Genomic DNA, 26,481 nt, shown 5'->3' with positions numbered 1-26,481 from the left:
GTCTATGATAGCAAGATGGTTAGTGTGCCCGAACTTGTGGGCACTGCTTGCGTGACTGGCGATGGGCAAAGGGCAACACGGATCCGAGATCGAACGCGGCGTCGCACTTGATGCGCGCGACTGGATCGTTCGACTGACCGCCGGCAATGTCAGCCGGCAGGACCTCGACCGATTCCACGCCTGGCGGGCCCAGTCGCCGGAGCATGCGCGGGCCTTTGCCCGCGAAAAGGAATTCTGGCAATTGCTGCGGCACGTCGACGGCAGCGACCTGGATGCCGCTCCCGTGTCCACGCCAAAGCTCAGCCGCTCCGTCAGCCGGCGCAAGTTTCTCGTCGGCGCTGCAGTTGCCGCCTCGGCGGTGGCACTCGCCGCCCCACGCATCATGACGTGGATGCGGTCGGACTTCGCCACCGGTGCGGGCGAACAGGCGACTGCCGCCCTGCCCGACGGCTCGACGATGCTGCTCAACACCAACAGCGCCGTCGACGTCGATTTCCAGCCTGGCCTGCGCCTGGTGAACCTGCTCGCGGGCGAGGTCGAGTTCTCGATCAGACCGGACGCCGGCGCGCCGTTCCGTGTCGCGGCACTGGGCGGCAACAGCGACGCGAACGAAGGCATATACGCCGTGCGCTCGATCGCCGACGAAGTCACCGTCACGGCGTCATCGGGCGCCATCGCCGTCTCGGGCGGCAGTGCGGCCAACATGGTGTCGCTCACGGCTGGACAGCAAACCCGCTACCGCAGCGGCGACGCGCCGATGGCGGCCACCGACGTCAATGTCGCCAACGAACTGGCCTGGCGCAGCGGGCGCGTGGTGTTCGAAGGTCGGCCGTTCGGCAGCGCTGTCGGCGAACTCGGCCGCTATGTTCCCGAGCGCCTCGTCATTGCGACGCATACGCACGATGCGGGTCCGGTCAGCGCCGTGTTCCTGACGCGTGACGCGCATGACGCGATCGAAGCACTGGCGCAGACCCAAGGCCTGACCGTGCGCCGGGTTCCCGGCGTCGTCATCGTCATCTCCTGACCCCAACGAACTCGACCCAACTTATTTCAGAAAAAACGCAGGCAGCCCTTTAGGCGGCGGGCCTTGTCGCGCGTCACACCATCGAGGGCGCTCGGTGGATGGGCGCATACGGCTTTTGGGGACCAGCACGATGGGCAACAGCAACATGGATTTTGGCGGCACGGCGTCGAGACGCGTGCTGGCGCGGCTTCTGGTCGGCACGGCGCTTGGGGCGGGCATGCTGACCATTGCCGCGCCGATGAGCGTGGCCCATGCGCAGTCGGCCACGCGGGCGCAGAGCATCAACCTGCCGGCACAGCCGCTCGGCCAGTCGCTGAAGCAGCTCGCCGCCCAGACCGGCCTGCAGATCGCCTTCGGCACCGCTGAAATCGGATCGGCCAGTGCCCCGGCCGTCTCGGGCAACCTGTCGCCCGAACAGGCGCTGCAAAGCCTGCTTGCAGGCAGCGGCCTCAACTATCGCTTCACCGGGCCCAACACCGTTTCGGTCCAATCGGCCGCCGCCAGCGCCGCGACGGGCGGTCTCAGCGTTTCGGCCAGCGGCGCCGTGGTTCTCGACACGATCGACGTGACCACGCTGGGCACGGGCGGCAGCGTCAACAACGTCCAGATCACGGCCGAGGATCTGGCGCAGAAAGCCCCTGTCGACCTGCAGGAAGTGTTCGCCAACGAGCCGAAGGTCGCCGTCGGCAGCTCACTTCCGATGTCGCAAAAGGTCTATGTGCAAGGCATCGAAGAGACCAATCTTGCAGTTACTGTCGACGGAGCCCGCCAGAACAACAAGGTCTTCCACCACAACGCGACCAACCTGATCGATCCCTCGCTGCTGAAGGCCGTGAGCGTCGACGCGGGTGTGGCCCCGGCCGATGCCGGCCCCGGCGCGCTCGGCGGCTCGATCGCCTACGAGACCAAGGACGCGCGCGACCTGCTCGAGCCGGGCAAGAGCCTCGGCGGGCTGGTCACCGGAACCTACGACTTCAATAGCAAGACCTCGACGGTCGGCCTGTCGGCATTCGGCATGAAAGACGGCTTCGAGTTCTTCGGCTATCTGAACTTCGCCAAGGGCGACAACTACACCGCTGGCAATGGCAGTGAGGTCGGCGGGACCAGCGCCAATCTGTTGAGCGGCATCGGCAAGGTCGCCTACCAGGCGGAAAACGGCCATCGCTTCGAGCTGAGCCACGAACAGCTGCGCGACGACGCCCCCCGGCCGTTCCGCGCCAACATGGGCGAACTCGATCCTCCCAAGTACTGGGAGCCGAAGATCCGCGACTATACGCTGGACCGCAGCAGCACCGTCTTCACCTATACCGACGAGTCGCCTGAAGGATGGTGGGATCCGAAAGTGGTGATCGCCTACACGAGCGCGACGGTGGAGACGCTCATCTATCCGAGGCCCGTGGCACCGAGCACCGTTTCAGCCACTTATACCGGTATCGGCAAGACCGAGAGCCTTAACGGCAAAGCAGAAAATCGCTTCGCGCTCGACATGGGCAGCATCACCGCCGGCTTCGATTTCTACAAGGACACCGCCGATCTGGACGCCAAGGAAGATTCGTCCACCGAGCACGCCAGCAATATCGGCCTCTACGCTCAGGCCCGGCTGGAGCCATGGGAGCGGACGCGGCTTTCCTTTGGTGCGCGCGGCGACAACCAGTGGTTCGAAGGGACCACCGGCCAGAAGTGGACCAATGCCGGCTTGAGCGGCAACATCTCGGGCGAGTACGATCTCTTGCCCGATTTCCTGACCGCCAAGGCAGGCTATTCGCATGTCTGGGCCGGGGTGCCGCTGGCCGAGAATTTCAACTTCAATCCGAAGTGGAACTACGGCGACGGTCCGAAGCCGGTGACATCGGACAACTTCACCGCAGGACTGGTCGCGACCTATGAAGGCTTCACTCTTGAGGGCGGCATCTTTCGTACCGACATCTACGACGCGCGCACCGCCTACTGGGCTCCCGGACGAGCCATCGAGGCACATGATGTCCGCTCACAGGGCTTCTCGCTCGGCGGTGGTTATGACTGGGGTGCAGGGAATTTCAGCGTCAAGTATGTCAACATCGACGTGACCATCGACGGTGGACCGGCGGATTCTTACCTCGGCAACTACCTAGCGACCCCGGTCGGCCAGATTTTCACGCTCGCCGCCATACACCGTTTCGACGACTGGGGCGTAACCGTTGGCGGCGACGTCGAGATCGCCCTTGACTACGACAAGGTGCCGAAGGGCTCGAAGCGGATCGAGGGGCACGAGGTGGTCAACGTCTTCGTCGAATACCAGCCGGAGTCGCATCCGAACCTGACGTTCCGCGGCGAAGTGAAGAACCTGTTCGACGAGAACTATGCCAGCCGCGCGACCTACGGCCAGGAGTTCAACGATGTAAAGCCGCTGCTGGAACCCGGCCGTTCGTTCCGGCTGAGCGCGACGGCAAAGTTCTGACCTGATGGCCACGGGCATTGTCCGTGGCCATTTCAACTGAAAGCGCGGACGAGGACAGAGATCATGTTTCAATCGACGGGACGGTTCGAGACCGAGCATGGCGTGAAGTACCTGACCCAGCTGTGCAAGCATTTTGCCCACAAGATCGAGGTGACACATGGCGACGGGCACGGCGAATGCCATTTCCCGTTCGGCCATGCCGTGATGGACGCCGACGCCACCGCCCTGACCATCGCGGTGGATGCGCCCGACGCCGATCAGCTGGCGCGGACCAAGGCCGTCATCGACGACCATCTCGCCCGCTTCGCCTTCCGCGAGCCGGAACGCACCATCCAGTGGAGTGCCTGAGGCTCGTTAGGCAGCGCCTGAGTTCCCGAGAAAATCCGTCAGATACCTAGCTGCTGCAAGGGACTCTATCGGTCAAACCATGTGGTGACGACAGATGAAGCTCACGCAGCGGCAGGTTGCCGAACACGCTACGTTCCAGAATTTCGCGAACTGCTATGTCCGCGAAATCTCGCCCGGCAGGGTGACGCAACACAGGCTCGGCACGGACGACCCCGTCGACTGCATCGAACTGGTTCTGGCGGCACAGCAGCTCGTGCTGCGCGCCGAGCTTGTTTCGCACTCGCTGTGCGGCCCGCACCGCTTCGGAAAGGTCTGGCAGCGGCAGCGGCGGGCGACGGAAGGCGGCTGGCGCCACGTCGAACCCTTCGCCGCACTGCAGCTGCTGCTGCAGGAAGCCTACAGGCAACTGCACGACGAGCGCGGCGACGCGATGCGCGGCTGCGAACTCGAGCTGCTCGGCCGGGCGCTGCAGAGCTACCAGCAGACGCTGCGCTACATCGAGGCGCACCGCCCCGGCGAAGACGACGACAGCTTCATTGCCGCCGAACAGTCGCTGGTGTTCGGGCACTCGCTGCACCCGACGCCGAAGAGCCGGCAAGGCATGACCTCGTGGCAGGAGCCGAGCTACGCGCCGGAGCTGCGCGGCAATTTCCAGCTGGTCTACTTCGCCGCCGATGCGTCTGTCGTCAGCCACAAATCGGCGGCAGCAGAGTCCGCGCCGGAGATCGTCGCGTCACTGACAGGTGGTGCCGACCTTGGCTTGCGCCCCGGCGAGATACCCTTGCCGATGCACCCGCTGCAAGCCGAGGCACTGCTGCTCGACGACGGCATCCGCGCGCTTCAGGCGGCGCGCAAGCTCAGGCTCGTCGGCCCAGCCGGTCCCACATTCACCGCCACGTCTTCGGTACGCACCGTCTACAGCGAAGGCCTGCCGTGGATGCTGAAATTCTCGGTGCCGGTGCGGATCACCAATTCGCTCAGGGTCAACAGCCGCAAGGAGCTGGAGGCCGGGGTCGCCATGGCCAAGCTGCTCCAGCGGACGGGCATCGGCAGCGACGACGGCCGCTTCAAGCTGATCGCCGACCCCGCCTACATCACGCTCGACCTGCCAGGCCGCAGCGAAAGCGGCTTCGAGGTGATCCTGCGCGAGAACCCGTTCGTCACCTGCAAGGGACGTGGCAAGATCACCATTGCCGCGCTGACCGCCGAACCGCTGCCCGGCGAACAGTCGCGGCTCGAACGCATCATCCGCACCATCTGCCTCAGGGACGGCACGCATCCCGAGCTTGTCTGCCGCCACTGGTTCCAGCGCTATCTCGACTGCGCGCTCGACCCGCTGGTCATGCTGTATGACGACTTCGGCCTGGCGCTCGAGGCGCACCAGCAGAACAGCCTGGTCGATGTCAGCCAGGGCTATCCGACCGCCGGCTATTATCGCGACAACCAGGGCTTCTACCTGTCGAAACGCCATCGCGCCCGCCTCAGCCAGCATGTGCCGGAGGCAGCCGAGATCGCCTCGCTCTACTACGACGACCGCGATATCCAGGACCGCTTCGCCTACTACCTGATCGTCAACCAGATCTTCTCGGTCATCGCCCGCATGGGGCATGACGGCCTGATCGACGAGGTGGTCCTGCTGCACATGCTGCGCGACCGCCTTGAGGTGCTGTCGCGAACGACGTCGGGCGTTGGCCGCGAATTCGTCCGCAGCTTGCTCGACCGGCCGACGGTGGCGTTCAAGGCCAACCTGATGACGCGCCTGTTCGACGTCGACGAACTGCAGACCAGCAACGAGCGCTCGCTCTACGCCCGCTTCCCCAACCCGCTGTTCGCCGCCATTGCCGGCCTCTACCACGGAGACGGCAGTGCCCTTGCCTCTTGACCTGCCGGGGCGTCCCGACGAGCGCGTCGTCAGGCAGTTGGTCGAGGCCGTGCTGTATGAGGGGCTCGTCGAGGCGGCGGTTGCCCGTGACGGCGCACGGGTCGCCTTCGCATGGTCGCATGGTAACAAGCGTTTTCGCTGCGCAGGCATGGAAGGCGCGTTCGGCCGCATCCGCCTTGCGGCCGGCTCGGTCGAGAGCGAAAGGCGCGATGGAGCATGGCAAGCCGCGACACTGGACGAGCTGGTGGCGAGCCTGCCGGCTTCCGCAGAAGACAGGCGCCGGCTGCTGGGCGAACTGCAAAGCACGCTGGCGCATTGCAGCTGGAACGACCGCAACCTTGGCTACGGGTCGCGCCGCGACCTCGGCTTCGCCGCGCTCGAAGGCGCGCTGCACGAGGGCCATGCCTACCATCCCTGCTTCAAGGCTCGGACGGGGTTCAGCGAAAGCGACAACCGCGATTTCGGCCCCGAGGCCGGCAACAGCTTCCAGCTCGCCTGGTTGCTGGTGAAGCGCAGCAAGGTAAGCCAGCGCCTGCCGATCGATGAAGCCGCGTTCTGGATCGCCGAGCTTGGCACGGTGGTCTTTGCCCAGCTCGACCGGGAGCGCACCCGCCTTGGCCTTGCCTGGGACGACTGCTGCCTGCTGCCGCTGCATCCATGGCAGTGGCAGTCGCTGCGGGACACGCTGCTGGCACCATGGCTCGCCGACGGAACCGCGCATTTCGCCGGCATCGCCGGCGACCGCTACACGGCGAGCCAGTCGATCCGGACGCTGCTCAACGCAGACCGGCCCGAGGCGGCCAACGTCAAGCTGTCGATGAACATGAGCAACTCGTCGTCGCTGCGGACGATCGAGCCGCATTCGGTGTGCACGGCACCGGTGATCTCGCGCTGGCTCGGCGACATCGTTACCAGCGATCCGCTGTTCGAGACGACATATCCGCTTGTCGTGCTCGACGAATATGCCGGCATCATCGCCGGGCTCGACGGTCCGCTGGCCGGCCAGCTCGCGGCGATCTGGCGCCGCAGCGTCACCTCGACGCTCGGCGAGGGCGAACAGGCAGTGCCGTTCAACGCGCTGATGGCGACCGAACAGGACGGACGCCCATTCATCGACGGATGGGTGCGCCGCCACGGCTTCCGGAACTGGCTCGTACAATTGCTCGATGTCGCCATCCTGCCGGTCTGGCACCTGCTCGTCGGGCATGGCATCGCCACCGAGGCGCACGGCCAGAACATGGTGCTCGTCCATCGCGACGGCTGGCCGGTCAGGCTGGTGCTGCGCGACTTCCACGACAGCGTCGAATACGTGCCCGAATTCCTCATCCAGCCGGACAAGGCGCCCGACTTCCTGGCGCTCGACCCGGTCTATCGCGACGCATTGCCTGACCAGTACTACTGGATGGAAGATGTCGAGACGCTCGGCGAGCTGGTGACGGATGCGCTGTTCGTCTTCAACCTGGCCGAGGTCTCGCACCTGCTGCAAACGTTCTACGGCCTGCACGAAGCCGACTTCTGGAAAACCGTTCGGCGGATGCTGGCCGACTACGCCGCCACCCACGGGCTCGGCGCGCGCCAGGACCGGCTCGGGCTCGCACGACCGACGATTGCGGCCGAAGCCCTGCTCGCCCGCAAGCTGAACACCGGCCACTCGAGCCACGCCGTTCCCAACCCCCTCTCCATCCCCGACGCCTGAAGGAAAATCGATGCTCCAGATCGACGACAGGTACTATGACCGACAGAAGTTCGAGCAGATGGTCGTGCTGAGCGCCGACAAGGCCGGACTGAGCGCGAACGCGCGTTACGCCGTCTGCTTCAGCGACACAGCCGGCTGGCTGGCGCTGTTCTTTGCCATCCGCAACATCGGCGCCAGCGTCTTCCCGATTCATCCGGCAACGCCGCATGCCGCGGCGCGCCGGCTTGCCGTCGCCGCGGGCTGCAACGCCTTATACTTCAACAGCCTCGAAGCGGAGACGCTGTCGACCCAGGTCGAGCCGGCTTCAACGGGCCAGCTGCTGCAGATGAGCTCCGGCACCACAGGCGCGCCGAAATGCATCGCCCGCGGCTGGGCCGAGATCGATGCGGAAGTGGCAAGCTACGTGGCGACGTTCCGCCAGCCGGAGGAGATGACGCCCGTCATCGCCTGCCCGACGACGCATTCCTACGGGCTGATCTGCGGCATACTGGTGGCGCTCAAGCGCGGCCGCACGCCGGTCATCGTCGACGCCGGCAATCCGAAGTACCTGCTCAGGACCCTGCGCGGCATCGAGCAGCCTTTGCTCTATTCGTCGCCGGCGGTGCTGCACACGCTGGCCCGGCTGATGCCCGAGGGCGAGAAACTCCATGCGGCAATGACCTCGGGCACGGTGCTGCCCGAACCGTGGTTCGCCCGCATCCGGGCGCGGACGACACATCTGTTCCAGCAATATGGCTGCTCGGAAACCGGTTGCATCGCCGTCAATCCCGATGTCACCGACGCGGCCGACATGGGCTTCGTTCTGCCGCACCACAGCGTCGCCTGCTCCAACAGCGCCGTGGCGCCATCCGAGATGATCGTCAGTGGTCCGAATGGCGACATCGCCACCCGTGACCTCGGCTACTACAGGCCGGACGGCATGCTGGTGTTCGTCTCCCGGCTCGACGACACCATCAATGTCTCCGGGCTCAACGTCTATCCGCGCGAGGTCGAGGACGTGGTGATGTCGATGCCTTCAGTCACCGACGCCGTCGCCTTCCGCAAAGCCGACACTCTCGCAGGCGAGCGGGTCGGCCTGCTGTTCAGTGCCACAGAGCGGCTGGAGGGCCCGGCCGTGCGGCAATGGTGCGCCCAGAACCTCGCGAGCCACCAGCTGCCGATGGAAATCGTCCAGGTCGACGCGATACCGCGCCAGGCCAACGGCAAGATCAGCCGCCGCGAGGTCGCGGCACAGCACGCGGCCGGGCAGTTCGCCGCATTGGCGAAGGAGGTCGCGTGATGAACACCGAACAGGTGATCGAAGCGATCGGCACCGTGCTGCGCGATCATATGAACCATGCCCATCTCGACCGCTTCGGCCCGGACGCGCGGCTCAACGAGGACCTCTATCTCGACTCGGTGCTGATCCTCGAGATTTTCCTCAGCCTTGAGCTCGAGTTCGGCCTGGCCGCGCCCGAAGAGGCGATCAACCGCCAGGACATCGATACGGTGCGCGAACTGGCGCAGCTGTTCACCGGCGAAGCCGTTGCGGCAGAGGCCAAGCCTGCGCCGCAGGGCGAAGGCGTGCATGGCGAGGACTATATCGACATCAAGGTGCATTGCTTCGTCAGCAGCGTCTGCGATGCGCTGAAGCGATCCGGCATCGACCAGCGGCCGTTCTATTTCAGCGTCTGGGACGCCGGCTTTGCCATCAACGAGCGCTGGCAGCTCGCCTATCACGACAAGTCTATCAACCACGATTTCTTCCGCGCCTGGTACCAGCGGCTCTACGGCGTGGCCATGCATGAATGGTACGACCCGGCGCGGTCCAAGGACCAGAACATCGTCGTCATGCTCGACCTGCTCGAACGCAAGCGCGAGAGCGAATATCTGATGGTGATGCTGGACCTGTTCCACCTGCCGGAGCGGGAGAACAAGTTCAACCAGAACCCGTTCCCGCACTATCTGATGATCGAGAAAACCGACGATCCGAAGATCTGGCAGGTCAATGATCCCGACTTCCGCTGGGAAGGCCAGATCGCCCGCGACAAGGTCATCCATGCGATCCGCCAGCCAACCGTCGGCGGCGGCTACATCTTCGACCGGCTGGAGGCGCGTGTGCCCGCCGCCACCGACCTGCGCGACTTCTTCCTCGCCTGCCATCAGCCGGACCACAATCCGCTGGTCGACGGGGTGCGCCGCATCGTTTCAGCCCATCTCGAAGGCCGCGATGGCGTGAAGCTCGCCGATCTCGGCGCCGCCTTGCGCGAGGTACCCGTCATCTCGATCCGCAAATATGCCTATGAGCACGGCTTCGCCTTCTTCTGGCGCGAGATGAAGCTGGCGAACGCCGATTTCGACCACTGGTGCGACGAGATCGAGCGCGTGATCCAGGACTTCAAGGCGCTGCACTATGCAGTGATGAAGCTGGCCCAGACCGAGGACCGTAGCCTCGCCGACGACGTCTTGCTACGGCTCGACACGCTGGACGGGCTCGAACGGCGGATCAAGGCGAGGCTCGGCGAGGCCTTCCGGGCGTGGTGCGCCAGCAAGGGCATCCCCCACACAACCCCCATCGAACTGCTCGGAGCAGCCGAATGAAGATCTCGCTCTGCACCATCACCTTCCGCCATCATCTCCTCTCGCTCGAGGACATCGCTAGATGGGCGCGCGCCAATGACTTCCAGGGCATCGAGCTTTGGGGTGCGCATGCGCGCAACCTCGCCTACCAGCCGCAGTGCGACGCCGACTGGCTGGACGAGCAGGGGCTTAATGTGCCGATGGTCAGCGACTACCTGCCGCTCGACGGCGACGCCGAGACCCTGCACAAGAAGACGGTCGACCTGTGCCGCCTCGCGCGGCACTGGCGGGCGAGGAAGATCCGCACCTTCGCCGGCAGCCGTGGCAGCCGCGACACGCCCGCCGACGTCAGGCGCATCATCACCGCGCGCCTGCGCGAGATTTCGGAGATCGCCGCTGACTTCGACCTCGAACTCCTGGCCGAGACGCATCCCGGCACGCTGGCCGATTGCGGCGCGTCGACGCTCAGGCTCGTTGCCGAGGTCGACCATCCGGCGTTCAAGCTCAACTTCGACACGCTGCATGTCTGGGAGGGCGGAGACGACCCAGTCGCTGCGCACGCGGCGATGCGCCCGCATATCCGCCACTACCACCTCAAGAACGTGCGCTCGCGCGCCGATCTCCGGGTCTTCGAGCCGGCTAATGTCTATGCGGCGGCCGGAAGCCGCGAAGGCATGACGCCGCTGTTCGACGGCAAGGTCGACTACCGGCGCTTCCTCGGCGAACTGCGCGACGACCCAAATGTCGAGGCTTCGCTCGAATGGTTCGGCAATGATTGCTTCAACGTGCTGCGCAGCGACCGCCAGGCAATAAAGCGCTTGAAGGGCCGCGACGAAGTCTTGCTGCGCACCGGCAGCTTCTGATATGCGCCAAAGAAGAGTATATCGCGAAGGTTTTAAGCAACCGGCGCAAATCCACGAGGACGGAGACAAAAGATGAAGTTTGTTCGCCTGCTGGCCAATCTTGCGGCGGCACTGGCTATTGCCACTGCACCCGCCTTCGCCGTCGAGATCACCACCGCGACCGGCCCCAAGACCATCGACAAGGTCCCGGCCAAGGTCGCCGTCTTTGACATCGCCGCGATCGACACGCTGAACCGCCTCGGCATCCAGCCGGCCGGCATTCCCGACAAGCTGTTCGTGCCGGAACTGGCAGACGTCGCCAAGGGCGCCACCGTCGTCGGCACGCTGTTTGAACCTAACCTCGAAGCGCTGAATGAACTTGCCCCCGACCTGGTGATCGTCGGCGGCCGCTCGTCGACGCAGGTCGAGGCGACGTCGCGCGTGGCCCCGACCATCGACATGACCATGGACGGCGACGACCTCGTTGCCCAGGCCAAGACGCGCCTCGCATCCTATGGCGACCTGTTCGCCAAGCAGGACGAAGCTGCTGCCGCCACCAAGGAGCTGGATGCCGCCGTCGAAGCCGCCAGGCAGGCGGTGAAGGGCAAGGGCAAGGCGCTGATCCTGATGACCAACGGTCCGAAGATCACCGCCTACGGTCCCGGCTCGCGCTTCGGCTGGGTGCACAAGACGCTCGACCTCGAGCCGGCGGTCGCCGACGTCGAGGCGGCAACGCATGGCGAAGCCATCTCGTTCGAATTCATCAGCAAGGCAAACCCGGACTGGCTGCTGGTGCTCGACCGCGCCGCAGCGATCGGCTCGGGCGAACAGGGCGCCAAGGCGACCCTCGACAACGAGCTAGTGGCGCAGACGACAGCATGGAAGAAAGGCCAGGTGATCTACCTGCCGTCGCCTGACTTCTACATCGCCGCCGGTGGCGTGCAGTCGACGCACCGCGTGCTCAAGACCATCGAACAAGCCTTCGCCAAGGCGAAGTAGTGGCGGCGGCAATGCCCAGTGCGCGGCTGGTGGTCGCCACCAGCCTCGTCGGGCTGTTCGTGCTCAGCCTCGGCATCGGCGTCGACGACCTGCCGATGGGCAGCGTGTTGACCGACGCCGGCGCACTGCAGCTTCTGCTGGTCAGCCGCCTGCCGCGGACGGTGGCCGTGGTGCTGACGGGTGCTGGCCTGGCGATTGCCGGGCTGGTGCTGCAAATCCTGGTGCGCAACCGCTTCGTCGAGCCGATCACCACGGGTACCGGCCAGAGTGCGGCGCTGGGCGTGCTTGCCGTGACGTTGCTGTTTCCAACCGCCTCGATCGCCATGAAGACGCTGGGCGCCAGCGTGGCGGCCCTTGCCGGCACATCGGTCTTCCTCAGCATCGCGCATCGGCTGCCGCCGACCCAGCCATTCCTCATCCCGCTGTTCGGCCTCGTCTATGGCGGGGTCATCGGGGCGGCGGTTACCTTCATCGCCTGGCAGACCGACCTGCTGCAATATGTCGATATCTGGACCAATGGCGAATTCTCGGGCGTGCTGCGTGGCCGCTACGAGCTGCTGTGGATCCTTGCTGCCATGGTGGCGCTGGCCTGGTGGGTTGCCGACCGGCTGACCATCGCCTCGATGGGCCGTGAGGTCAGCGTCGGGCTCGGCCTCAACTACCAGCGCATCGTCCAGCTCGGCCTGGTCATGGTGGCGGTGATCTCGTCGCTGGCCGTCGTCGTCGTCGGGATGATCCCGTTTGTCGGGCTGGTGGTTCCCAATCTCGTGTCGCGCCTGATGGGCGACAATCTGAAAAGCGCGCTGCCCTGGGTCGCCGTCACAGGTGCCGTGCTGCTGCTTGCCTGCGACATCATCGGCCGGCTCATCCGCTACCCCTATGAAATTCCTGTCGGCACCGTGCTCGGCGTCGTCGGTTCGGGGCTGTTCCTGTGGATCCTGTTCGGGCGGACGCAGCGTGCCTGACAAACGCCTCCTGATCCTGGCCGCCCTGGCAGCGGTCGTGGCTGTCGCCTTCATGACCGTCGGCCTGCGCGGCAACATCGCCTTCGCGCTCGAACTGCGCGCCGTGCGGCTGGTGACGCTGATCCAGGTCGGCGTGGCCATCGCGATCTCGACGGTGGTGTTCCAGACGGTGACGGCGAACCGTGTGCTGACGCCGCAGATCATGGGGCTCGACGCGCTCTATTTGTTCGGCCAGATGGCGCTGGTGCTGACACTCGGCAGCGTCGGCTATGTCGCGCTCGACCCGCGCCTGAAATTCGCCGGCGAGGCCGGCCTGATGATGGCCATGGCGCTAGTGCTGTTCCTGCCGATGCTGCGCCGGCGCTTCGACATCGGCCTGCTGCTTTTGACCGGCGTGGTGCTCGGCGTGCTGTTCCGCAGCCTCGCCATGTTGATCGCGCGGCTGATCGACCCGAACGAATTCGCCGTCGTCCAGGGATCGAGCTTCGCCGACTTCAACACCGTGCGGCCCGACCTCGTCGTCATTGGCCTCGCGGTGACGACGGTTGCCGCCGTCATCATCTGGCGCCTGCGCCATTTGCTCGACATCGTTGCCCTTGGCGCCGACAGCGCCACCGGGCTCGGCGTCGACTGGACCAAGGCGCTGGCCGGCCTGCTGCTGCTGGTCGCGGCCCTGGTTGCCGTGTCGACCGCACTGGTCGGGCCGGTGACATTCTTTGGCCTGCTGGTGGTGGCACTGGCCGAGCGCATCGTCGACAGCCGACGCCACCGCCTGCTGCTGCCGGCGGCAATGCTGACGGCGGTCATCGTGCTGCTCGGCGGCCAGATGGTGCTGCAGCACGTGCTGGGCGGTGCCGCGACGTTGGGCGTCGTCATCGAATTCGTGGGAGGCCTCGTGTTCCTGGCCATGCTGATCACAACGAGCAAGCTATGATCGAGATCAAGAATGTTTCGCTGCGCCTTGGCGACACGCAGATCCTGCAAGACGTGTCGCTGACCATGCCCAAGGGCGGGGTGACAGCACTTGTCGGACCTAACGGTGCCGGCAAGTCGAGCCTTTTGTCGCTGATAGCCCGGCTGCGGCCGCTGCAGAGCGGATCGATATCGGTCGACGGCCTGCCGGTGGACACGACGCCAAGCCGCCAACTGGCCAAGACGCTGGCCATCCTGCGCCAGGACCCGGCGGTGGCAAGCCGGCTCAAGGTGCGCGAACTCGTCGGCTTCGGCCGCTTTCCGCATCAGCGCGGGCGGATCGACGCAAATGACCTGCTGCTGATCGAGGCAGCACTTCAACAGTTTGGCCTGATGGAACTGGCCGACCGCTTCCTCGACAATCTTTCAGGCGGCCAGCGCCAGCGCGCCATGGTCGCCATGGCCTTCTGCCAGGGCACCGACTACATGCTGCTCGATGAGCCCCTGAACAATCTCGACATGCTGTTTGCCCGCCAGCTGATGCGCGACCTGCGCGCGGCTGCCGACAACGACAGGCGCACAGTCATCGTGGTGCTGCACGACATCAACCATGCCGCCGTCTATGCCGACCGGATCGTGGCGATGAAGGCAGGCCGCATCGTCGCTGACGGGGCGCCGGCGGAAGTGCTGCAGCCTGACGTGCTCGCCCAGGTCTTCGGCTACGACATGAATGTCATCGACGTCGGCGGCGCGCCACTGGTGCTGCACCACCGCTGAGCCTCTATCATCTTGCGCAATTCCGGTCGGAAAACCGCTGCACACTTTTCCTGGAATTGCTCTACGCCTCGACCTCGATCGCCGACAGCGGCTTCGAGCAGCAGGCAAGGATGAAGCCGTCATCGATCTCGTGGTCGAGGATGCCGCCATTGTGGCTCATCTCGACCTCGCCGGAGAGCTTCCTGACCTTGCAGGTGCCGCACAGGCCGAATTCGCAGGCCGCCGGAATACGCACGCCCGAAGCGCGCGCCGTCTGCAGCACTGTCTGGCCGGCCAGGCAGTCGGCGTCGACATCCGACAGCGAGAAGCGGACCGGGACGACGGCATCGGGTACTGCTTCGGCACCGCCTTTGCCCGGTGTCGCGAAGGGCGCAGGGACTTCCTCGATGACCGGTGCTGCGAAGCTTTCCTGATGATAGCGGGCCATGTCGAAGCCGGTCGCCTCCAGCATGCCGCGGACGGCGCGCATGAAGGGATCGGGACCGCAGCAGAACACCTCGCGCTCGCGGAAGTCGGGCGACAGAAGCGGCAGCCGCACCGCATCGATGCGCCCCATATGGCCGAACCAGCCCTCGCGGCTCGACCGTTCCTCGATCATGAAGCCAAGTGACAGGCCGGGCATGTGGGTGCCCAGGAGCTCCAGTTCCTTGCGGAAGATGATCTCTTCGGGACGGCGCGCGCAGTTGACGAAGGCAACATCCGTCCAGGGCGCGCAGTCGTTGAGCCAGCGCAGCATCGACATCATCGGGGTGATGCCGGAGCCAGCCGAGACGAACAGATATTTGCCGGCCGGATGCTGGTGCAGCGAGAAGTCGCCTGACGGGCCATAGGCCTTGATGCGGACGCCCGGCTTGAGCTGATCGAACATCCAGCGCGTACCGACGCTGCCCGCCTGCGCCTTGACGGTGACGGCGATGGAGAACGGCCGCGACGGGCTCGACGACAGCGTGTAGGTGCGCATGACAGGCGCCGGTTCGGCCGGCAGTTCAAGCGTCACGAACTGGCCAGGCTTATAGCGGAACCAGGTCTGGTTGTCGGAGCGGAAGGTGAAGGTCTTGACGTCCGGCGCCTCGTCTGAGACGCCGATGACCTCCAGCACCTGGATCCTGTCGTTCCAGGGCACCATCTCGTCGAGGTTGCGGTAAAGGCCGAGATCGGACATCGCGTTCACTGCTCCCCTCCCAATCAGGCGACGTTGCGCAAGGCCGGCTTGCCGGCATCGGCCAGCCGCGGCTCGAGGAAATTGGCGTACCATTCGATGAACTGCATGACCCCGCCTTCGTGTTCGACCGAATAGGGTCCCGGCTCATAGGCCGGCGATTTGATGCCGAAGGCATTTTCCTCGACGATGCGCCGGTCCTGGTCGTTGGTCTCGGTCCAGACATGCGTCAGTTCGGCAAGGTCATAATCGACGCCTTCGACGGCATCCTTGTGAACCAGCCACTTGGTGGTGACAGCCGTTTCGGTGGCGCTGATCGGCAGCACGCGGAAGGTGACGGCATGGTCGCCGAGCACGTGATTCCAAGTGGTCGGATAGTGATAGAGCAAAAGCGTGCCGATCCTGTCGGCCGAGACGCTGTCGGAGAGGTTTTTCCGCACCGCGCGCTTGCCCGACATGGTGTAGCTGACCGCGTCGCGCAGCAGCGGCGCGCGCGTTGCCCGGTACTGGCCGCCGGCATCGATGCGGAACTTGCTCGGCAGCCCGGCCGCCTCGCACTTGGCCCAGTGCGCCAGCATTTCGGGATCGCTTTCGGCACCGTTGACGCCGGTGACGGTCGGCGCTTCGGGGAAGGTCTTGCAGAGCTCTGGATGGTTCGCCGCGCAATGATAGCATTCGCGGTTGTTTTCCCAGACCAGCTTCCAGTTGCCCTTCTCGACGATGGTGCTTTCGAAGGCGACCTTGGCCTCGCGCAACCGGTGCGGCAGAAGATAGGGCTCGACCATAGCCCGCATCGGCGCGAAGTCGGCCGGCTCGTCGGCCAAGCAGATGAAGATGTAGCCGCCGACGGATTCGCAGGCGACCGGCTTCAGGCCGAACTGGCTCTTGTCGAAACCTTCGGCCATCTGGCGCGCGAACAGCAAGCGGCCGTCGAGTTCGTAGGTCCACTGGTGATAGGGGCAGACGAGCTTGGCCGCCGTGCCCTTTTCCGCCGCGCAGACGCGGCTGCCGCGGTGGCGGCAGGAATTGTGGAAGGCGCGAAGCTCGCCCTTCTGGTCACGGACGAGCACGACAGGATAGTCGCCAACCTGGACGGTGAAGAAGCTGCCCGGCTTGGCCAGTTCGCAGTCATGGCCGACAAACAGCCAGTCGCGGTACCAGATCAGCTCCAGGTCGACCCGGTAGAAATCCGGGTCGATGTAGAAGGGCTGCTCCAAGCTGAAGCCGTCGCGGCGTCCGCGCAGCAAGCTCAGCATCTTATTCTTCGTGTCCATGTCCTGTCCTCGCACCAAGGACTGAACTGGTGGTGATGTCGGGAAGAACGACTGCCCGGCGGACGCAAGGTCCGCGCAGCAACGATCCGCCTCTTGACCGCCCACCGCGATCAGTCGAGTTGTTTCAGGTTCAAGGCTGGTTTCCGGGCTCCGGAGCTGTCCTTTCGGACTGTTTCGACACCTTCCCAGGCCTTCAGGCCCAGTGGTCTCCCGTCGAAACAACAAACTCCGCCACCGTTGCGGGGGCAGCGCCGGCATCTAACCGGCTTCCCAATTCTCCGCTTCGTCTCACGCGAAGCAGCACCTTGAACATGTCCTGATCAGACCACGGAAAGCGGGCCGGACACGAGCACGAAAACGACACGGGCTCAGCGCAAAGGCGACAGAGCCCGTGGCAAGGTTACTCGGCCGCCTCGGCGAACGAGGCGGGCACGTAGTTGAGGATCGGGCCGAGCCAGCGCTCGACCTCGGCAATGGTCATGTCCTTGCGCCGGGCATAGTCCTCGACCTGGTCGCGCTCGACCTTGGCGACACCGAAATAGTAGCTTTCGGGGTGCGCCAGATAGATGCCGGAGACCGACGAGCCCGGCCACATCGCCATGCTTTCGGTGAGGCTGACGCTTGCATTCTTCTCCGCGTCGAGCAGCCGGAACAGCGTCACCTTCTCGGTGTGGTCGGGCTGGGCCGGGTAGCCCGGAGCCGGGCGGATGCCGCGATACGGCTCGCCGATCAATTCGTCGGGTGCGAGGGCCTCTTCCGGAGCGTAGCCCCAGAACTCCTTGCGTACCTTTTCATGCATGCGTTCGGCAAAAGCCTCGGCGAAGCGGTCGGCCAGCGCCTTGACCATGATCGAGGAGTAATCGTCATTGGCGCGTTCGAAGCGCTCGGCGATCGCCACTTCCTCGATGCCGGCGGTCACCACGAAGCCGCCAAGATAGTCCGGCTTGCCGCTGTCGAGCGGAGCGATGAAGTCGGACAGCGCGACATTGGCCTTGCCGTCGCGCTTGGTCAGCTGCTGGCGCAGCATGAAGAAGGTACCAAGCTCCTGCTTGCGCGCCTCGTCGGTGAACAACCTGACGTCGTCGCCGACTGAATTAGCCGGCCAGAAGCCGATGACGGCCTTGGGCGCGAACCACTTCTCGTCGATGATCTTCTTCAGCATCGCCTGCGCGTCCTCGAACAGCTGGCGCGCCGCCGCACCCTGCTTCTCATCGTCGAGGATCTTGGGGTAACGGCCCTTGAGCTCCCAGGTCTGGAAGAACGGCGTCCAGTCGATGTAGCGGGCGAGCTCGGCGAGATCCCAGTTCTCGAACACCTTGGTGCCGAGGAAGGACGGCTTGGGGGGCGTGTAGGACGTCCAGTCGACCTTGTGCGCATTGGCGCGCGCCCTGGCCAGCGGCAGGCGCTGCTTGTCGGCCTCCGAACGGGCATGGGCGTCGGCAACCTTCTTGTATTCAGCCTGTACAGTTTCGACGTAGCCGGGCTTGGCATCCATGGACAACAGATTGGACACCACACCGACCGCGCGGCTGGCGTCGGTGACATAGACGGTCTGGCCGCTGGAATAGCGCGGATGGATCTTCACGGCCGTATGCACCCGGCTGGTGGTGGCACCGCCGATCAGCAGCGGAATGTCGAAACCCTCGCGCTGCATTTCAGCCGCGACATGCGCCATCTCATCCAGCGAGGGCGTGATCAGGCCAGACAGGCCGATGATGTCGACCTTTTCGTCCCTCGCGACCTGGAGAATCTTGGTTGCCGGCACCATGACGCCAAGGTCGATGATCTCGTAATTGTTGCAGGCGAGCACGACGCCGACGATGTTCTTGCCGATGTCGTGGACGTCGCCCTTGACCGTCGCCATCAGGATCTTGCCGGCGGTCTGGCGCTCGCCATTGTCGATGCCCTTGGCGGCGTTGGCCGCCTTCTCCGCCTCCATGTGCGGCAGGAGGCCGGCGACAGCCTGCTTCATGACGCGGGCCGACTTGACGACCTGCGGCAAAAACATCTTGCCGGCGCCGAACAGGTCGCCGACGACGTTCATGCCAGCCATCAGCGGGCCTTCGATGACGTGCAGCGGACGCTCGGCCCTCAGCCGCGCCTCGTCGGTGTCGGCGTCGATGAACTCGGTGATGCCGTTGACCAGCGCGTGGCTGATGCGGCTCTCGACCGGCCAATCGCGCCAGGCAAGATCGCGCTCCTTGGCCTCCTTGCCGGCCGTGCCCTTGTAGCGTTCGGCCAGCTCCAGCAGCCGTTCGGTCGCCGTGCCGCCGGCCTTGGGCACGCGGTTGAGCACGACGTCCTCGCAGGCCTCGCGCAGCTCCGGGTCGATCGACTCGTAGACGGCGAGCTGGCCGGCATTGACGATGCCCATGTCCATGCCGACCTGGATGCAGTGGTAGAGGAACACGGCGTGCATGGCCTCGCGCACCGGCTCGTTGCCACGGAACGAGAACGAAAGGTTCGACACGCCGCCCGAGACATGGACGTGCGGCAGGGTCTGGGTGATTTCCCGCGTCGCCTCGATGAAGTCGACGCCGTAATTGTCATGTTCCTCGATGCCTGTGGCGACGGCGAAAATGTTGGGGTCGAAGATGATGTCTTCGGGCGCGAAGCCGGCCTGCTCGGTCAGAAGCTTGTAGGCGCGGGTGCAGATCTCGACCTTGCGCGCCTTGGTGTCGGCCTGGCCCTGCTCGTCGAAGGCCATGACGACGACGGCGGCACCATAGGCCCGGCAGAGCCTGGCGTGGTGCAGGAAGGCCTCTTCGCCTTCCTTCATCGAGATCGAGTTGACGATCGGCTTGCCCTGGACGCATTTCAGGCCGGCCTCGATCACCTCCCATTTGGAGCTGTCGATCATGACCGGCACGCGCGCGATATCGGGCTCGGCGGCGATCAGGTTGAGATACTCGACCATCGCCTTCTTCGAGTCGATCAGGCCCTCATCCATGTTGATGTCGATGATCTGGGCGCCGTTGACGACCTGGTCGCGGGCAACATCGAGGGCGGCGGCATAGTCGCCAGCGGTGACCAGTTTGCGGAACTTGGCCGAGCCGGTGACGTTAGTGCGCTCGCCGACATTGACGAACGGAATCTCGTCGGTGAGCGTGAACGGTTCGAGGCCCGACAGGCGCATCTGCGGCTTGAGTTCCGGCACCTGGCGCGGCGGATACTTTGCCACCGCTTCGGCGATTGCACGGATGTGCTCGGGCGTCGAGCCGCAGCAGCCGCCGACGATGTTGATGAAGCCTTCGCGCGCGAATTCCTCGACCTGCGCGGCCATGAATTCGGGGCTCTCGTCATACTGGCCGAAGGCGTTGGGCAGGCCGGCATTGGGATAGGCGCAGATGAAGGTCTCGGCGACATCGGACAATTCGGCCAGATGCGGACGCATCGCGGCGGCACCGAGCGCGCAGTTGAGCCCGGCCGTGAACGGGTCGGCATGGCGGATCGAATTCCAGAAGGCCGACGGCGTCTGGCCCGACAGGGTGCGGCCGGACAGGTCGGTGATGGTGCCCGAGATCATCACCGGCAGGCGCACGCCCTTTTCGATGAAGATCTCGTCGCAGGCAAAGATCGCCGCCTTGGCGTTGAGCGTATCGAAGATGGTCTCGATCAGGATGATGTCGGCGCCGCCGTCGATCAGGCCGCGCAGCTGTTCGCCATAAGCGATGCGCAGGTCGTCGAAAGTAACAGCGCGATAGCCGGGATTGTTGACGTCTGGCGAGATCGAGGCGGTGCGGTTGGTCGGCCCGAGCGCGCCGGCAACGAAGCGGCGCTTGCCGTCTTCCTGCTGAGCGCGGATCGCGGCGCGGCGGACCAGCCGCGCGCCGTCGCGGTTGAGCTCGTAGACCATGTCCTCCATGCCGTAGTCGGCCTGGGCGATGGAGGTCGATGAAAAGGTGTTGGTCTCGATGATGTCGGCGCCGGCGATGGCGTATTTGTAGTGGATCTCCTCGATCGCCTTGGGCTGCGACAGGATGAGCAGATCGTTGTTGCCCTGCTGATGGCAGGCGCAGCCGGTGAACTTGTCGCCGCGGAAATGGTCCTCGTTGAAACCGAGGCCCTGGATCTGGGTGCCCATTGCGCCGTCGAGGATCAGGATGCGCTCGCGCGCCGCGGCTTTCAGCGCCGCGAGCACCTCCGAGCCGTCTGGCTTGGCGGCAACAGACCCAAACAGGGCGTCGAGCGAGGTGGCGTTTTGCGACACTTTTCATCCTTTCGGCGACAAAGCCGTCAGGTCACATAAAGACATCTTTATGTCAACATGTCGAGTGCGCAGTTGTCGTATTTGCGACTACGGGCAGTGCGACCGCCCGTCCGTCAGTCCGGCTGCTTCAGCAGATAAGTGTCCATGATCCAGCCATTTTGCGCGCGCGCCTGCTTGCGGAAGCGCTCGATGTCGCCGACGACCTCGCGCAACTTGCCCGACACCAGGATCTCGTCCGGCGTGCCGACATAGGCGCCCCACCAGATATCGAGATCACCGTCGAGACCGGCAAAGGCGCCTTCGCCATCGAGCATGACGACGACGCTGTCGGCATTGTTGGGGAAACCCTCGGCAAGCTTGCGTCCTGTGGTGATAGTGATCGATTCGCCAATCTTGTTCAGCGCGACCTTGTGCCTAGCGGCGAGCGCCTGGACGCTCGTGATCCCCGGAATGACGTCATATTCGAGTTCGAAGCCGCCTTTGGCCTGCAGCCGATCGAGGATTCGCAAGGTGCTGTCGTAGAGCGTCGGATCGCCCCAGACGAGGAACGCGCCACACTCGTGTTCCTCGAGTTCCTCCATCAAAAGCTGTTCGTAGACGCCTTCGACGGCGTCGTGCCAATCCGCAACGGCGACGCCATAATCCTCGGGCGCTTGCCTGCGGCGCGGCACGTCGAACCCGACGGTGCGGTAGCTCTGGTCGCGGATGAAGCGTTCGCAGATCTCGCGCCGGACACGCGCCAGCCCGTCCTTCTCGATACCCTTGTCGGGGATGAAGAAGACGTTGACGCGGTTGAGCGCATCGACAGCCTGGATGGTGACATAGTCGGGATTGCCGGCGCCGATGCCGATGACAAGAATCTTTCGCTTCATGACGGCATGGCCCTGCCGGCCGCCGTGCCGCCGCCAAGCTCGGCGGCAAGGTCGAGGAACAATTGCCTGAGCTGGCGCGGCCCCGGATGCACGCCGGCATACTCGGCCAGGCGGCTGGCCTGCCGCGACGCCGCCTCGCGCAGATTGCCGTCCTCAGGCTGGGCGATCAGCCAAGCCAGGAACACCTGTTCGGGCTCCGGCATGACCGGTGCGACGGCGGGACGGTTCCAGTTCAGTCCCATGCCAGTGCTCCACCGTTCTGGTATTCGATGACGCGGGTCTCGAAGAAGTTCTTTTCTTTCTTCAGGTCCATTGCCTCGGACATCCACGGGAACGGATTCTCGATGTCGGCGAAGACCGGCTGCAGGCCAAGCTGGGCGCAGCGCCGGTTGGCGATGAAGTGCATGTAGGTTTCGCAAAGCGCTGCATTGAGCCCAAGGAACCCGCGCGGCATCGTATCGCGGCCATAGGAGGCCTCGAGCTCGGCGGCGGTGCGGATCATGCCGCGGATTTCGTCCTGGAACGCCGGGGTCCACAGATGCGGATTCTCGTGCTTGATCTGGTTGATGACGTCGATGCCGAAGTTGAGGTGGATCGACTCGTCGCGCAGGATGTACTGGTACTGCTCGGCGATGCCGACCATCTTGTTGCGCCGGCCCAGCGACAGGATCTGGGCAAAGCCGGTGTAGAACCACATGCCCTCGAAGATGACGTAGAAGGCGACAAGGTCGCGCAGGAATGCCTGGTCGGCCTCCGGCGTGCCGGTCCTGAAATCCGGATCGTCGAGATGCTGGGTGTGCTTGAGCGCCCAGGCCGCCTTGTCGGTGATCGAGGGCACCTCGCGATACATGTTGAACAGCTCGCCCTCATCAAGGCTGAGGCTCTCGACGATGTACTGGAAGGTGTGGGTGTGCACCGCCTCCTCGAAGGCCTGGCGCAGCAGATATTGCCGGCATTCCGGGTTGGTGAGGTGGCGGTAGATGGCCAGCACGATGTTGTTGGCCACCAGGCTCTCCGAGGCGGCGAAGAAGCCAAGATTGCGCTTGATCATGCGTCGTTCGTCGTCGGTCAGCCCGTCCTTCGACTTCCACAGAGCGATGTCGGCTTGCATCGACACTTCGGTCGGCATCCAGTGATTGTTGCAGCCGGCGAGATATTTCTCCCACGCCCAGCGGTATTTGAGCGGCAGAAGCTGGTTCACGTCGGCACGCGCATTGATCATGCGCTTGTCGTCGACGCGGACGCGGCCGCCACCACGTTCGATCACACCCAACCCGGTGGCGTCGGCGAGAGGTGCGCCGGCAAGTGGCGGGACGATGGGTGTGGATTTCGGTTCGGACCAGTCGAGCATTTTTGTTTCCTTGATTGTTCTGCGCCCTTGGCGCTGCCCCTCACCTGCCTGCCGGCATCCTCTCCCCGTATGGTGACGGGGAGAGGAAGGCTGGCCGCGAGGTTGCCGCTTCCTCCTTCTCCCCGTCGCTATACGGGGAGAAGGTCCCGGCAGGGGGATGAGGGGCGGCGCGTGCGTTGACGGCTTTCGATGATGCTTACTGGCAGGCTTCGCATTCGGGATCGTCGATGGCGCAGGTTTCGCCCCAGGCAGCATCGGCATTGACGATGATCGGCGCGGACGCTGTCATGGTGACGGCGGAGACCGAATTGAGTTTGCCGTCGGTGCCCTTCAGCGTCGATTTCTCGACATGCGAGGCCGAGCGCGAGCGCAAATAGTAGGTCGTCTTCAAGCCCTTGTTCCACGCCAGGCGGTAGAGTGCATCGAGCTTCTTGCCGCTTGGATTGGCGATGTAGAGATTGAGCGACTGGGCCTGGTCGATCCACTTCTGCCGGCGCGACGCCGCCTCGATCAGCCAGGCACTGTCGATCTCGAAGGCGGTGGCGAAGAGCGCCTTGAGATCGTCGGGGACGCGGTCGATCTGGCCGATCGAGCCGTCGAAATATTTGAGGTCGGAGACCATGACCTCATCCCAAAGGCCGCGCGCCTTCAGCTCATGCACCAGGGCTGCGTTGACCACGGTGAAGTCGCCGGACATGTTCGATTTGACGAACAGGTTCTGGTAGGCCGGCTCGATCGACTGCGCCACGCCGCAAATGTTGGAGATGGTTGCCGTCGGCGCGATCGCCATGGTGTTGGAGTTGCGCATGCCGGTCTTCCTGACGCGCTTGCGCAAGGCATCCCAGTCGAGTGTCGAGCCCCGGTCCATGTCGACACCGGGACGCGCCTTTGCCAGCAGGTCGATGGAATCGATCGGCAGAATGCCCTTCGACCACAGCGAACCGTCGAAGCTCGGATAACGCCCGCGTTCGGCGGCAAGGTCGCAGGACGCCGAAATCGCGTTGTAGGAGATCGCCTCCATGCTGGCGTCGGCGAAGGCCACCGCCTGATCGGAGGCATAGGGGATCTTCAGCGCCTGCAAGGCATCCTGGAAACCCATCAGGCCGAGGCCGACCGGGCGATGCTGCAGGTTGGAGCGCCTGGCTTCGGGAATGGTGTAGAAATTGATGTCGATGACATTGTCGAGCATGCGCATCGCCGTCGTCACTGTGCGAGCCAGACGGTCGAGGTCGAGACCTTCGGCGCCGATGTGATTGGCGAGATTGACCGAGCCGAGATTGCAGACGGCGACCTCGTCCTTCGAGGTGTTGAGGGTTATCTCGGTGCAAAGGTTCGACGAGTGGACGACGCCGACGTGGCCCTGCGGCGAGCGGATGTTGCACGGGTCCTTGAAGGTGATCCAGGGATGCCCGGTCTCAAACAGCATGGTCAGCATCTTGCGCCACAGGTCGAGCGCCCGGATCGTGCGGAACACCTTGATGCCGCCAGCCGATGCCTTTGCCTCATAGGCTTCGTAGGCTGTCTTGAATGCCGTGCCGTAGAGGTCGTGCAGGTCGGGCGCCTCGTCGGGCGAAAAAAGCGTCCACTCGCCATCGGCCTCGACCCGCTCCATGAACAGGTCCGGCACCCAGTTGGCGGTGTTCATGTCGTGGGTGCGGCGGCGGTCGTCGCCGGTGTTTTTCCTGAGGTCGAGGAACTCCTCGATGTCGACGTGCCAGGTCTCGAGATAGGCGCAGACCGCGCCCTTGCGCTTGCCGCCCTGGTTGACGGCGATCGCGGTGTCGTTGGCAACCTTGAGGAACGGTACCACGCCCTGGCTCTCGCCATTGGTGCCCTTGATGTGGGCGCCAAGGCCACGCACCGGGGTCCAGTCATTGCCAAGCCCACCGGAATACTTGGCGAGCAGAGCATTGTCCTTCACCGCCTTGAAGATGGCGTCGAGATCGTCGGCGACGGTGGTGAGGAAGCAGGACGACAATTGCGGACGCAGCGTTCCCGAGTTGAACAGCGTCGGCGTCGAAGCCATGAAATCGAAGGACGACAACAGGTCGTAGAATTCGATGGCGCGGGCCTCGCGGTCGATCTCACGCCCCGCCAGGCCCATCGCCACGCGCATGAAGAAGGCCTGCGGCAGTTCGAAACGCTTGCCACTGGTGTGCAGGAAGTAGCGGTCATAGAGCGTCTGCAGGCCAAGATACTGGAACTGCAGGTCGCGCTCGGGCTTCAGGGCGGTGCTGAGCCTCGCCAGATCGAAACGGCCAAGTTCGGGATCGATCAGTTCGGCCTTGATGCCGGTGGCTATGAAATCGGGGAAATAGGTAGCATAGCGCTCGGCCATTTCGGCCTGGGTGGCCTGCTCCGGCCTGCCGGAGACGAAGCTCAGCGCCTCGCGCCGCAGCCGGTCCATCAGCAGCCGGGCGCTGACGAAGGCGTAGTTCGGCTCGGTCTCGACAAGCGTGCGCGCGGCGAGGATCGGCGCCAGCGAAAGCTCATCCAGCGTGATGCCGTCATAGAGATTGCGACGCGTCTCGGTCAGGATGGCTTCGGCTGACACCGCATCAAGCCCATCACATGCCTCGTCGACAATGCGGGCCAGCCGCGCCTCGTCGAGCGGCGCCAGGCTGCCGTCATCGCCCTTGACCTGGAGCGCCGGCGCCGTGACTTCGACCGAGGCCACCTTGGCGGCGGCGCGCTCGCGCGCACGTTCTTCGCGATACAACACATAGGCGCGGGCGACCTTGTGATGCTCGGAGCGCATCAGCGCCAGCTCGACCTGGTCCTGGATTTCTTCGATGTGGAATGTGCGGCCCGCGTCGGCACGCCGGGTCAGCGCCGAGACCACCTGCGCCGCCATGTCCTCGACCACCTCGTGGACTCGCCGCGAACCGGCGGCCACCGAGCCTTCGGTGGCGAGGAACGCCTTGGTCAGCGCGACCGTGATCTTGGTCGCATCGAATGGCGTCACCGAACCGTTGCGCCGTATGACGCGGTAGCCTGCGACGTGGCCAGCGCCAGAATCCTGGCTGAAAGCGGACGGAACCCTGTCGGTTCCGCTTGATAGAAGAGTGGAGGTCGCCGGCATCATCTTCCCCGATGGTTTGGGGGCGAAGGCCTTCAGCGGACGCGTGCTGTCTTTCGGCCGGCGCATGCCGGCAGAACGCAAGCGCACCACCG

General features: G+C 64.6%; 19 protein-coding genes and 1 riboswitch. Of the genes, 12 read left to right on the top strand and 7 right to left on the bottom strand.

The window, feature by feature from the left end; all coding sequences use genetic code 11:
* Window positions 1-61: 61 nt before the first annotated feature.
* The 12 genes from J1C56_RS21590 to J1C56_RS21535 all read left to right on the top strand — a co-directional run bounded on the left by J1C56_RS21590 (window position 62) and on the right by J1C56_RS21535 (window position 14,441).
* Window positions 62-1,024 (top strand): FecR family protein, encoded by a 963-nt coding sequence (locus tag J1C56_RS21590; protein ID WP_214392117.1) that lies wholly within the window; start codon window positions 62-64, stop codon window positions 1,022-1,024.
* 130 nt (window positions 1,025-1,154) lie between these two features.
* Window positions 1,155-3,461 carry a TonB-dependent receptor gene (locus tag J1C56_RS21585; RefSeq protein WP_214392116.1) on the top strand — a complete coding sequence of 769 codons (2,307 nt, stop codon included), beginning with the start codon at window positions 1,155-1,157 and terminating at the stop codon, window positions 3,459-3,461.
* A gap of 63 nt (window positions 3,462-3,524) precedes the next feature.
* Entirely contained in the window at window positions 3,525-3,809 is a 285-nt protein-coding gene (locus tag J1C56_RS21580; protein ID WP_214392115.1) for a DUF2218 domain-containing protein, read from the top strand.
* Window positions 3,810-3,903: 94 nt separating this feature from the next.
* On the top strand, window positions 3,904-5,691 hold the full coding sequence (locus J1C56_RS21575) for an IucA/IucC family protein (RefSeq protein WP_214392114.1): 1,788 nt from the start codon (window positions 3,904-3,906) through the stop codon (window positions 5,689-5,691).
* Complete coding sequence (locus J1C56_RS21570) at window positions 5,675-7,387, top strand: IucA/IucC family protein (RefSeq protein WP_214392113.1); 1,713 nt, start codon at window positions 5,675-5,677, stop codon at window positions 7,385-7,387. The genes J1C56_RS21575 and J1C56_RS21570 overlap by 17 nt, the downstream gene beginning before the upstream one ends.
* A gap of 10 nt (window positions 7,388-7,397) precedes the next feature.
* The gene (locus tag J1C56_RS21565; RefSeq protein ID WP_214392112.1) at window positions 7,398-8,666 is read left to right on the top strand and encodes an AMP-binding protein; all 1,269 of its coding nucleotides are present in this window, start codon (window positions 7,398-7,400) and stop codon (window positions 8,664-8,666) included.
* Window positions 8,666-9,967: a DUF6005 family protein gene (locus J1C56_RS21560; protein ID WP_214392111.1), complete on the top strand. Its 1,302-nt coding sequence runs from the start codon at window positions 8,666-8,668 to the stop codon at window positions 9,965-9,967. Before J1C56_RS21565 ends, J1C56_RS21560 begins: the two co-directional genes overlap by 1 nt.
* Entirely contained in the window at window positions 9,964-10,809 is an 846-nt protein-coding gene (locus tag J1C56_RS21555) for a sugar phosphate isomerase/epimerase family protein (RefSeq protein ID WP_214392110.1), read from the top strand. The genes J1C56_RS21560 and J1C56_RS21555 overlap by 4 nt, the downstream gene beginning before the upstream one ends.
* Before the next feature lie 72 nt (window positions 10,810-10,881).
* Window positions 10,882-11,787, top strand: a complete 906-nt coding sequence (locus tag J1C56_RS21550; protein WP_214392109.1) for a siderophore ABC transporter substrate-binding protein — start codon at window positions 10,882-10,884, stop codon at window positions 11,785-11,787.
* Between the two features lie 11 nt (window positions 11,788-11,798).
* Window positions 11,799-12,752 carry an ABC transporter permease gene (locus J1C56_RS21545; RefSeq protein WP_214392108.1) on the top strand — a complete coding sequence of 318 codons (954 nt, stop codon included), beginning with the start codon at window positions 11,799-11,801 and terminating at the stop codon, window positions 12,750-12,752.
* A gap of 52 nt (window positions 12,753-12,804) precedes the next feature.
* Window positions 12,805-13,686, top strand: a complete 882-nt coding sequence (locus tag J1C56_RS21540) for an iron chelate uptake ABC transporter family permease subunit (RefSeq protein ID WP_246591770.1) — start codon at window positions 12,805-12,807, stop codon at window positions 13,684-13,686.
* On the top strand, window positions 13,683-14,441 hold the full coding sequence (locus J1C56_RS21535) for an iron ABC transporter ATP-binding protein (protein ID WP_214392106.1): 759 nt from the start codon (window positions 13,683-13,685) through the stop codon (window positions 14,439-14,441). The genes J1C56_RS21540 and J1C56_RS21535 overlap by 4 nt, the downstream gene beginning before the upstream one ends.
* Before the next feature lie 61 nt (window positions 14,442-14,502).
* Here J1C56_RS21535 and J1C56_RS21530 read toward each other — a convergent pair whose 3' ends face one another.
* The 7 genes from J1C56_RS21530 to J1C56_RS21500 all read right to left on the bottom strand — a co-directional run bounded on the left by J1C56_RS21530 (window position 14,503) and on the right by J1C56_RS21500 (window position 26,389).
* Complete coding sequence (locus J1C56_RS21530) at window positions 14,503-15,603, bottom strand: FAD-binding oxidoreductase (protein ID WP_214392371.1); 1,101 nt, start codon at window positions 15,601-15,603, stop codon at window positions 14,503-14,505.
* A gap of 23 nt (window positions 15,604-15,626) precedes the next feature.
* Entirely contained in the window at window positions 15,627-16,874 is a 1,248-nt protein-coding gene (locus J1C56_RS21525; RefSeq protein ID WP_214392105.1) for an aromatic ring-hydroxylating oxygenase subunit alpha, read from the bottom strand.
* A gap of 117 nt (window positions 16,875-16,991) precedes the next feature.
* A riboswitch (cobalamin riboswitch) is annotated at window positions 16,992-17,197 on the bottom strand.
* A gap of 77 nt (window positions 17,198-17,274) precedes the next feature.
* Window positions 17,275-21,084: a methionine synthase gene (metH, locus tag J1C56_RS21520; protein ID WP_214392104.1), complete on the bottom strand. Its 3,810-nt coding sequence runs from the start codon at window positions 21,082-21,084 to the stop codon at window positions 17,275-17,277.
* Between the two features lie 113 nt (window positions 21,085-21,197).
* Window positions 21,198-21,956, bottom strand: coding sequence for a precorrin-6A synthase (deacetylating) (gene cobF, locus J1C56_RS21515; protein WP_214392103.1), 759 nt, complete (start codon window positions 21,954-21,956; stop codon window positions 21,198-21,200).
* The gene (locus J1C56_RS21510; RefSeq protein WP_214392102.1) at window positions 21,953-22,198 is read right to left on the bottom strand and encodes a hypothetical protein; all 246 of its coding nucleotides are present in this window, start codon (window positions 22,196-22,198) and stop codon (window positions 21,953-21,955) included. The genes cobF and J1C56_RS21510 overlap by 4 nt, the downstream gene beginning before the upstream one ends.
* Window positions 22,189-23,307: a ribonucleotide-diphosphate reductase subunit beta gene (locus J1C56_RS21505; RefSeq protein ID WP_214392101.1), complete on the bottom strand. Its 1,119-nt coding sequence runs from the start codon at window positions 23,305-23,307 to the stop codon at window positions 22,189-22,191. The genes J1C56_RS21510 and J1C56_RS21505 overlap by 10 nt, the downstream gene beginning before the upstream one ends.
* 196 nt (window positions 23,308-23,503) lie before the next feature.
* Window positions 23,504-26,389: a ribonucleoside-diphosphate reductase subunit alpha gene (locus J1C56_RS21500; protein WP_214392370.1), complete on the bottom strand. Its 2,886-nt coding sequence runs from the start codon at window positions 26,387-26,389 to the stop codon at window positions 23,504-23,506.
* Between the last annotated feature and the right edge of the window lie 92 nt (window positions 26,390-26,481).

The sequence above is a fragment of the Aminobacter anthyllidis genome, from assembly GCF_018555685.1.
In the GTDB taxonomy this organism is placed as follows: Bacteria; Pseudomonadota; Alphaproteobacteria; order Rhizobiales; family Rhizobiaceae; genus Aminobacter; species Aminobacter anthyllidis.
The sequence above is the reverse complement of the archived record's forward strand: the minus strand, read 5'-3'. Positions and strand labels throughout refer to the sequence as shown.